Consider the following 6501-nt stretch of genomic DNA (forward strand, 5'->3'; position numbering starts at 1 on the left):
TCCGTTACAGATGAAATCCATAAACGTTTAATCGGCTTTTTAACCCCAACTTTTTCAATGATCCAACGCGCGACTAATTCTCCTTCACGTCCTGCATCTGTTGCAATAACAATAGCAGACACATCTTTTCTTAACATCTGTTCTTTAACCGCTTTAAATTGTTTTGAAGTTTTTGGCATCACCACTAATTTAAAATGCTTAGGTAACATCGGTAAATCTTCTAAATTCCATGATTTATATTTCACATCGTAAGCTTCAGGATCAGCAAGCGTCACCAAATGTCCAAGCGCCCACGTTACGATATAATCTTTTCCTTCTAAATAACCATTGCCTTGTTTTTGGCAGTTTAGCACGCGTGCAATATCGCGTCCAACGGATGGTTTTTCAGCTAACACTAATTGTTTGCTCATGAGTTCATCCTCCACGTTTTTAAAGTACTCATCTATTGTATCAAATTGTACGCAAAAAGACCATGACTCTCATCATGGTCTAGATTGAAATCATCGTTAGACAATCTCGTTTCATTTCATCTAGTTCATCGCATTCGCTTTGGCAATACCATCTAATTAGCTCCAATTTAAGCCCATTTAAAAATGCTTCGCTTAAACATCCTTTTTTCACCAAATCTCTCATTTCACCTAACAACATTGAGAGTTGCGATTTGTCACTCATTAAATAAGCTAACTTCAGTGAGAATTCATACCACTCCTTTACATAGCGTTGATTTCCCCCTTCCATAATTTCTTCTTTCGATTCAAGAAAACATTGCTTAGCTTCTTCATATTGATCTAATAAAAAATAAATTTTACCCTCTAAAAGTCTAGATAATTGACGTTGGAAGAGCGTTTTTCTGATTTTAATAGCTTTTTGAACTGTAACTAAGGCTTCTTCATAATTCTGATTTAGCATTAATACCCCTCCTAAGTTATGATAAGCCATTCCCTTATAATACTCATATTTTTCCCTATTTATAAAGTCAATTATCAACTCATAAGCTTCTTGATATCTCTTCATTTTGATAAAAGCATAATATTTTAACATTAATGTTCCAGCGAGGGTCTCACTGTCCTGACACTGAATTAAAATTGATTCTATTTCTTCCAAACCTTCTGCATACTTCTCAAGTTCTAAATTTATTAAAGCCATATTATATCGTAAACGGTAGTAATAGGCAGTCATCTTATCATCTGTATACTGGGCAGCCAATGAATAGTACATTAAGGCAACTTTATAATTATCGGTTTCTTTCATATTATGACCTAATTGATGATAACAGTAGGCTAAATTACAATGGATACCATTTGCAACATGAATGGCTTTCATAAAATAATTAGTCGACACTTCATATTGTAGAATAGATTGGTAATGTTCACCCATTCCAACATTTAAACGGTATAAAAGATCACATAAATTAAATTGCTGTGCAATTTTTAATGACTCGTGATAATGCAGTGGGATTCTTTCAGTTTGACATTTTTTTGTTAAATAAGCAAAGGCTTGTTCTTCCTCTGTGTATCTAAACGTTTCTTTTGTATATAAATTTTTAATTTCCCCATTAGTTAATATATAAAATGCATCATAAATTTGATCAATCATTTCGAGTGTAGGTTGCCGTTTTTGGCTTTCAATCATACTTAAATAATGCTGACTAATCCCAAATTTAGAAAACGAAGCTTGTTTTAAAGCATATACTGTACGACATTTCTTTACTTTATCACCTATTCCTAAAAACAACTCTACCCACTCCATCTAGCGTTTATCTTACAATCCATTCTAAACTATTTTTATTTCATTATCTACTTCTTAAACTTCTATTAGCCTGGTAAGTGCTCAATTTAACTCATGAATTACAACAGCTCATAATCTTTTTTTATTCGCTTTCTATGCTCAAACAAACAATAAATGAAATAAAGTACCGTCAGCAAGATGAGGTACTCCAAAACCCATTGAAATTTAATGAAAAGTAAATTAAAGAGAATCAATAGAATGGTGATAAAACAATAAATCCCTAACATTAAACATTTAGAAAGATGTAATGCCGAGCAAGTAACAGCTTGAATGAAAAATAAAAGTAAATTTGTGAGGATAAATACAAGAGAGTATGTCCTACTCGGATACAGGGTTGGATCTTCATTTAACCATATAATAAAATGAGTAAAAATAATGAGTAAAGCACTCGGAATAGCCCCTACTATCCATCGAATCATCGCAAATCACCTACCTTTTGACTAACATTAATTGCCACTTCTACCATTCATTTTATTACATACCGATTATTAAATTAAAGAAAAAAAACATCACTGGTTATAAGCCTTTAGAGTGATGTTTTTTAGACATAATTCGATTAAATTACTTTATTTTCCTTTTTTACAGAATTATAGTATAATTTAAATAAAAAGGAGTGATTTTATTGAAAAAATTCATTTATACAAGCTTAGGCATTTTGATGATGATGCTCTTATTAACTCTATATTTTTTATCCCCCTTTCCAAAACACGATAAAATTCCTATATCCTTTCCTTCTTCTTTTTCAATTGAGCAAGAGAATTCCTTTGAAACACAAATCATAAATGAATGTTCCGCCTTCTCGATTGCTTACGTTCTTCGCCATTATCATGAAAGCCAAACAGGTCTGAATATCTATCATCAACTCAACTATAAAATTCCAGTCTCAGGATATGTTCTTCCCAAAGGAATCCTGAACTATTTTAAGGATTCTGCCTACAACATTGAAATGTTTACGGGGAGCCTTGAAACATTAAAAACACGACTAACGGCCGGAACTCCAATTATCGTCCTAATTGGAAACTCTTTAAATTGGCAGCATTATATGACACTGGTTGGATATGATGACACGACAAATGAAATGTACTTTTTTGACTCCCTTAAATCATTCGATGAAAATAATGGGCACCCTGGCAATCGGACGATAACGACGGATTATTTCCTTAAGCTTTGGAACAACGGTCTTCCGATTTTCAACCAAATTTACTTCACTATTTCTCCTCATTAAAAGGTAATCTATCGAGATTACTTTTTTTATTCCTCTAAGGATTCGAGTTCATCACGGATTTCTGTTATTTCCTGTTCAAAAGCATCATACATCATCACTTCAAAAACTCCTAGAATACTGATGCTGATTACACAAAGAATTAATGCAATTTGAATCATTAATGTGACTGTCATAGCTCTCACTACCTTTTTTTTGTATATCATTTAGTATTCCTTGCGTACCTAATCAATATACGAAAACAATAAAAAAAACCGAAGAAGTAACTTCGTCGGTTTGCCTCATTCATCCTAAATAACTGACAGATGTATAACTTGGGATCACAGTCCAAATCTGTTGACTAGCTATCACACGATACATCATATTTCCTTGCAAAGGCATGATTCCTCTCATCTCATCGGGTAGCTCTTTACGAATTGAAAACATGTAATAAGGCATCGAATTCGTGACTTGATTGCTTGGCATCGGTGGATTTGTTACATAAGCTTGTCCTAGCTTTTGAATCGTAATATCATTTGGCATATTTTGAATGGCCGGCATTTTAGGTTCCCCCCCTTGCACTTGTGAAACGGTATTTGGCTTCACAATTTGTGCTTGAGTTGGCATCGATTGAGTTACCATCGGTACCTGTTGATAATAGGGGGCACTTGCTTGAATAGGTGGTTGGTAAGTTGATACTGGGTACGCATACCCACTTTGCATTGGGTACGTACTTTGCATTGGGTATGCACTTTGCATTGGGTATGCACTTTGTGTTGGATATGGTGTCGCTGCATATGCTTGTTTGTTTCCAAAAAGACTGGCTAGTGCTACGCCGGTTAATCCTCCCACTAATAATGGTCCCACAACTCCACCTCCAAACATCTCGTCATTTTCAAAAAATCCATCTTCTTCATGACTTGAATTAAATTGACCACTTCCATAATTTGAATGATTTTGATGTTCAGGACGTCGATGGAACTGATTGGACATCAAAATCATTGGAATCACCGGTGCTAAATTTCGATAGAACATAAACTCCCCTCCTTCTTCTACTGTGTCACGTTATTATATCCAACAACGAGTTAATAGTTGAGTGCCTATGCCCTATCTTTTTAAATTTAACCTAATCGTTACTTATTTAGGTTTAATTTAAGAGGACTCATCCAGTTTTGAACGTCTGTCATCGGATAAACTCGAAATGCTTGTTTAAAAGGCTCACTTAATTCTTGATGCGAGCAAGACTGTTGCATGACGTTTTTCAATAGAAGTACTTGTGCTAAAGTCAGTTCTTCCCATTCCATCTCATTAAACTGATCTTTCTTCACCAAAAGAGCGAGTTCGTTAATCATAAAAGCTTCTGATATTAGCTTTAAAGTCGAATTTGTTGCCTCATAGAAAACTTGAACCAAACATAATAGTGAAACATTAATTCGACTAATAATCCACTGTCCCTCATATTGATCTTTAAAAAAGGCAGATTGACGAAGGGGAATCTCTTTAAGGAGTTGAGATTCCGTTAAAAAAATCGTATTTAATGATTGAATCACTAAGTCCTTTCGTGGAAAGTAATCATTTAATAACGTTAGGGATGCCACTTTAAAAGCTGTATTAATTAATCCAATGGATTCATCTGCTCGAAGCCAATGACTGATGATATCTTGAAATAATAAGGTTTGATCAAGCAAGGCCTCTTTTAATACCTCTGGACATCTCCAAATCATACCTGGATGATATCTATCAAATAACCAGTCTTTTGTTGATGGGGTTTCATCCGGCATAAAATCGATCCTTCCAATTAAATACTCAAACTCATTCATTCGGTTAATCACCAGTCCATGTTCAGATAGTTCCTTGGCATCTGGACAATAACAAATAACACCAAATTCAAAGAGATCGAGTGGGGTTTTTGAATCAATTATAATCATAGTCAGTCATCCTTTCTTCGTTCTTTTAGTGTAGTGATATTTGACTTGATTTTATACCGTAAAATGATGATATTTCAAAAAGTCATCTTGACTCCATTGAAAAAGGTTTAGCCCACTCCTGGACTAAACCTTTTCTTTTGCATAGATAAATGCTTCACTTACCGTTTTAAAAACGGCTTCTGCTTGCTTCTTAAGATCATCAACGGCTTCAATCATGGTTAAGCCATGATAGGCCTCAATCATCGGTAAATCATTAAAACTATCACCAATACAATAAATCGCATCTGTTTCAATTCGATGACGCTTAGCCACCTCAAAAACCCCACTTGCTTTTGATAAGTTTTTGGCACAAATATCGACATGTAGTAAATTGGCATAGGCCACTACTTCATGACCAAACGTTTCATTAATAATCTTGGCAAATTGAATAGCCTCTTCATGACTGTTCGTTTTCACTGCAATCTGGGCCACTGGTTGCTCAAGTGCCTGTGTTAACGTTAAGTTAAACAAACGATGTGTCCATTTCAAAATCTTAAATAGGTAGTATTCCCTTTTAAATAAATGAAACGTCGTATAATAATGGCCATTTAATCCATCTGTGACCATATATTGTGTTATTTTTTTTTCTTGAATAAGCTCAACAATTTGTTTAGCTATTTCATTTTTTATCGTCTGACGAAAGACAACTTGTCCATCACTTGAGACAATAACTGCTCCATTTAAACCCACGATATAATCATACACTAGACCATGTATTTTCTGTTCAATTTTCATTAATGAAATCGGTCGACCGGTCGCGAAAATAAATAAATTCCCCATCTCTTGCCACTCTTTAGTTGCTTTAATATTTTCCTTTAATTGTTGACGTCCAAGCTTTGTATGTTTACAATACGTCCCATCGTAATCTGATGCAAATAACTTCATCTAAAAACACCTAACTTTCTAATTAATATCTTAAAATATTTTCACTAAAAAAACAATTCATCTCCCTTAATTTACTGATTTCACTTCATCAATCAATAATCATATCTATCGGTTTTATGTCATTTCGATTTTGCTTATCAAGTCAAAAAAACTTAACCCTCAAAAGGGCTGAGTAAACTAAAAAGGCTATCTCAAATCGAGATAGCTATCTTTAATAACTTTTCAAGTGAATCATAAAGTAAATCCACGAATCTATCGCGATCATGATTCATGGCTTTATACGTCATTCCCTCCTATTCAAATCCAGCACTTTCAAAAACCGTCATCACATCGTCTCTTATATATAATATTGTGCTTGTGCTTGATACATTTCTTGATATAAGCCTCCTTCTTTCATCAGATCATCATGTGTTCCAAGTTCAACAATCTGTCCATCTTTAAAAACTGCAATTCGATCGCAAAATAAACAACTCGATAAACGATGAGAAATATAAATCGTTGTTTTAGCTCCCACTAATTCATTAAAACGGTGATAAATATCATACTCAGTCATCGGATCAAGAGCAGATGTCGGTTCATCTAAAATGACAATCGGGGAATTTTTGTATATTGCCCGGGAAATCGCAATTTTTTGACTTTGTCCACCTGAAAATTCGACAC

The 6501-nt window shown here is 34.2% G+C and carries 8 protein-coding genes; 1 reads left to right on the plus strand and 7 read right to left on the minus strand.

Annotated elements, in window-relative coordinates; translation table 11 throughout:
• A partial coding sequence (locus QWC74_RS11155; RefSeq protein WP_288994059.1) for a toprim domain-containing protein occupies nt 1-410 on the minus strand: 410 nt, incomplete at its 3' end.
• Nucleotides 411-489: 79 nt separating this feature from the next.
• Nucleotides 490-1734, minus strand: a complete 1245-nt coding sequence (locus tag QWC74_RS11160; RefSeq protein ID WP_237701250.1) for a helix-turn-helix transcriptional regulator — start codon at nt 1732-1734, stop codon at nt 490-492.
• A gap of 667 nt (nt 1735-2401) precedes the next feature.
• On the opposite strand from QWC74_RS11160, the gene QWC74_RS11165 reads away from it, so the two are divergent.
• Nucleotides 2402-3013: a C39 family peptidase gene (locus tag QWC74_RS11165; RefSeq protein WP_262941910.1), complete on the plus strand. Its 612-nt coding sequence runs from the start codon at nt 2402-2404 to the stop codon at nt 3011-3013.
• A gap of 26 nt (nt 3014-3039) precedes the next feature.
• Here the strand turns inward: QWC74_RS11165 and QWC74_RS11170 are convergent, their stop codons facing one another.
• From QWC74_RS11170 to QWC74_RS11190, 5 genes are all read right to left on the minus strand, one after another.
• A complete protein-coding gene (locus QWC74_RS11170; protein WP_006783588.1) occupies nt 3040-3186 on the minus strand; it encodes a hypothetical protein in 147 nt (48 codons plus the stop codon).
• Between the two features lie 109 nt (nt 3187-3295).
• Nucleotides 3296-4024, minus strand: coding sequence for a hypothetical protein (locus tag QWC74_RS11175; RefSeq protein ID WP_006783587.1), 729 nt, complete (start codon nt 4022-4024; stop codon nt 3296-3298).
• 98 nt (nt 4025-4122) lie between these two features.
• Nucleotides 4123-4917: a hypothetical protein gene (locus QWC74_RS11180; RefSeq protein ID WP_006783586.1), complete on the minus strand. Its 795-nt coding sequence runs from the start codon at nt 4915-4917 to the stop codon at nt 4123-4125.
• Between the two features lie 123 nt (nt 4918-5040).
• Entirely contained in the window at nt 5041-5841 is an 801-nt protein-coding gene (locus QWC74_RS11185; protein ID WP_009606790.1) for an HAD-IIB family hydrolase, read from the minus strand.
• 337 nt (nt 5842-6178) lie between these two features.
• A partial coding sequence (locus QWC74_RS11190; RefSeq protein WP_288994063.1) for an ATP-binding cassette domain-containing protein occupies nt 6179-6501 on the minus strand: 323 nt, incomplete at its 5' end.

The sequence above is a fragment of the uncultured Turicibacter sp. genome, assembly GCF_938044715.1.
Lineage (GTDB): Bacteria > Bacillota_I > Bacilli_A > MOL361 > Turicibacteraceae > Turicibacter > Turicibacter sanguinis.

Excerpts from the sequence above, each read along its gene's own strand:
- QWC74_RS11170 (WP_006783588.1), bottom strand. The coding sequence starts at position 3,186 with ATGACAGTCACATTAATGATTCAAATTGCATTAATTCTTTGTGTAATC.
- QWC74_RS11175 (WP_006783587.1), bottom strand. The coding sequence starts at position 4,024 with ATGTTCTATCGAAATTTAGCACCGGTGATTCCAATGATTTTGATGTCC.
- QWC74_RS11180 (WP_006783586.1), bottom strand. The coding sequence starts at position 4,917 with ATGATTATAATTGATTCAAAAACCCCACTCGATCTCTTTGAATTTGGT.
- QWC74_RS11185 (WP_009606790.1), bottom strand. The coding sequence starts at position 5,841 with ATGAAGTTATTTGCATCAGATTACGATGGGACGTATTGTAAACATACA.